Raw genomic sequence first — 2,945 nt, 5'->3', positions numbered from 1 at the left:
GTGCGTGGACCGGCCGTTGCCCGCGCCTACTATGGCGGTGTTGGCTCGGAGCAGTTCGACGAGGACGGCTGGTTCGACACCGGCGACGTCGCTCACATCGACGCCGGCGGCTATATGCAGATTACCGATCGCGCCAAGGACGTCATCAAGTCCGGCGGTGAATGGATTTCGACCATCGATCTCGAGAACCTGGCTGTGGGTCATCCCGATGTCGCCGAGGCAGCAGCCATCGGAGTCCATCATTCGAAGTGGGGCGAGCGGCCGTTGCTGGTCGTTGTTCGCAAGCCGGGCAAGGAACCGACCAAGGCTGACATTCTCGACTTCATGGATGGTAAGGTCGCCAAATGGTGGATGCCGGACGATGTCGCCTTCGTCGGCGAAATACCGCACACCGCCACCGGCAAGATCCAGAAGATCACCTTGCGTCAGCAATTCCGGGACTATCGCTTGCCGACGGATTGACGGGAATGTTGCGTCTTTCGGCTTCAAGCCGCCAGCAAAAGGTTCTAGAGCAATTCCGGGAATTGCGTCAAAACAAAGAGATAAGGCGATTTGTCGTTTCCGTGAAACGGCGAACCGCTCTAAGTCTCCGTTCGGGTTGGGGTGGTGCGGCAATCGATGGCAAGTATTCCTGAACGGCAGACCTCGAAGGCGGCCGGATGGTCGCGACGCACGGCCGCCTTTTCGGCGGTGCTGCTGCTGACCGCTTTCGTCGGCCATCGCTTCGACCTCGTCGAAACGCCTGTCTTCCTGTGGGTGATGGGTATTGTGGCGCTGCTAGCGGCCCTGGCGCTGTTGTTTGCCGGGTTTGCCTTTTCGCGGCTGTGGAACTTCGGCGACCTTGGCGGTCGTGACCTGACAGTCGGCGCCTTGCTCGCGCTGCTGGTGCTCGCACCCTATGGCGTTGCCGCCTACTGGGCGACGATCTATCCGCCGCTCAGGGATATCTCGACGGATTTCGACAATCCACCCGCGCTCGACGTGAGCGACCGGACCAAAGACATGAATGTACTCTCCCCATCCACGCCTGGCGAACAGCGGCTTCAGACGGAGAGCTATCCGCTGGTCAGCGCACGCAGCTACGACCTGCCGTTCGACACCGTCGTGGATGCCGTCGAGACCGTGCTCGACCGGCGCGATTGGGACCTTTCCGAGCCCTATCCAGACCTCAGGGGGCAGACCGAGGTGACGATTACCGCGGTGGCCAAGGGCTTTGTCCTTGGTCTTCCCGCCGACGTCGCGATCCGCGTGGCCGACGACGGCGACTCGATCATCGTCGACATGCGGTCGGCCTCTCGCTACGGCCGCTACGATCTCGGCGACAATGCCGCGCATATCGTCGATTTCCTCGCTGAACTCGACCAGGAAGTCGCCGGTCAGGTTGGCGCGGCTCCGGCCGAATGAGCTTGGCGGCCTATCTGGCCGGCGTGAAATTGCCGTCAATGGCTGGTGCGGCGTCTGTCACGACCAGGCCACGTTGCACCAGGTCCTCGAGATGGGCAAGCACCGACAATCCGGCAGCGCCATGCAGCCGCGGGTCGGTATCGCGATAGATCGCCTTGACCATGTCCACGATCGTCCGATCGCCGGCTCTGACCCGCTCCAGGATGGCGCGCTCGCGCATCTTGCGATGCGTCTTCAACCCGCGCATGAAACGGCGCGGTGCGGTCACCGGCCCGCCATGTCCCGGCAGCAGCAGGCGATCCCCGCGTTCGATCAGCCGGTCCAGCGAGGTCATATAGTCGGCCATCGCCCCATCTGGCGGCGCGACGATCGACGTCGCCCATGCCATGACATGATCGGCCGAAAACAGGATCCCGGTTCCTTCCAGCGCGAATGTCGCGTGATTGGCGGTGTGGCCCGGGGTCAAAATCGTCCTGATCGACCAGCCGTCGCCGTCGACCACCCTGTCGTCGGGCAATGCGATATCGGGAACGAAAGCAGTGTCGGCACTGGCGTCGAGTGCGTTGGTCTCGCCGATATGCAGGGGTCTTGCAGGGCGATGCGGTCCTTCCGCCAACACGGCGGCGCCGGTGCGCTTTTTCAGCCGGGCCGCCAGCGGGGAATGGTCGCGGTGCGTGTGGCTGACGAAGATATGGCTGACCGGCCGGCCTGCGATCACCTCGAGCAGGGTTTGCAGATGCGCCTCGTCGTCCGGCCCAGGATCGATCACCGCCAGCGTATCGCGGCCAACGATGTAGCTGTTGGTGCCGTGAAAGGTGAAGGGGCTTGGATTGCGGGCCGTGATGCGTTGGATATCAGGCGCGACGCTCACCGCCTTGCCATAGGCGGGATCGAAGCCGGTTTCGAATTTGAGAGCCATGGCAGGTGCATCGGTGCCTTGTTCGAGGAGACGGCAAAACCGATTGCCGCATAACACACAAGCCAATATAGGAGAACGCGAGGCCGCGAACATGAGATAGCGGCAATCGGATTGGGGAAATACGATGGCAATTGCAACAACGATGCGTCCGCTTGTGTCTCTGGCTTTGCCGCAAGAGGGCGCGGCGCGGCTGGCCACGCAGCTTTTCCTGGCGATCGCCGGAACGCTGCTGCTGACCCTGTCGGCCAAGGCCAAGGTGATGCTCGGGCCGGTCGACATTTCGATGCAGACGCTGGCCGTGTTGCTGATCGCCGCTGCCTTCGGGATGCGTCTGGGCGTCGCCACCTTGCTGCTCTACATGGCAGAGGGCGCAATGGGCTTTCCGGTCTTCCAGAGCACCCCGGAAAAGGGTATCGGCATTGCTTACATGCTCGGCTCGACCGGCGGCTATCTCTTGGGTTTCGTGGCCATGGCGGCGATTGTCGGCTGGGCCGCCGATCGGGGCTGGGACCGTCATCCGGTCAAGCTTTTCAGCGCGATGCTGGTTGCCGAAGTCGTCATGATGGCGATGGGCTTTGCCTGGCTGGCGCTGCTGATCGGTCCCGAAAAGTCGTGGCAGTTC

General features: G+C 62.6%; 4 protein-coding genes. 3 read left to right on the top strand and 1 reads right to left on the bottom strand.

The annotated features are described in order from the left end of the window. A partial coding sequence (locus ACXJ7R_RS28985; RefSeq protein WP_457154825.1) for an AMP-binding enzyme occupies nucleotides 1-462 on the top strand: 462 nt, incomplete at its 5' end. 156 nt (nucleotides 463-618) lie between these two features. Continuing rightward, nucleotides 619-1,404 carry a DUF1499 domain-containing protein gene (locus ACXJ7R_RS28980; RefSeq protein ID WP_457154824.1) on the top strand — a complete coding sequence of 262 codons (786 nt, stop codon included), beginning with the start codon at nucleotides 619-621 and terminating at the stop codon, nucleotides 1,402-1,404. A 10-nt stretch (nucleotides 1,405-1,414) separates the two neighbouring features. Here the strand turns inward: ACXJ7R_RS28980 and ACXJ7R_RS28975 are convergent, their stop codons facing one another. Further along, nucleotides 1,415-2,323, bottom strand: coding sequence for an MBL fold metallo-hydrolase (locus tag ACXJ7R_RS28975; protein ID WP_457154823.1), 909 nt, complete (start codon nucleotides 2,321-2,323; stop codon nucleotides 1,415-1,417). 124 nt (nucleotides 2,324-2,447) lie between these two features. On the opposite strand from ACXJ7R_RS28975, the gene ACXJ7R_RS28970 reads away from it, so the two are divergent. Then, nucleotides 2,448-2,945: biotin transporter BioY (locus tag ACXJ7R_RS28970; protein ID WP_457154822.1), on the top strand; the 498-nt coding region annotated here is incomplete at its 3' end.

The organism is Mesorhizobium sp. P5_C1 (genome assembly GCF_054049815.1).
Note: the sequence above shows the minus strand (reverse complement) of the source record. Positions and strands in the feature narration are given on the sequence as shown.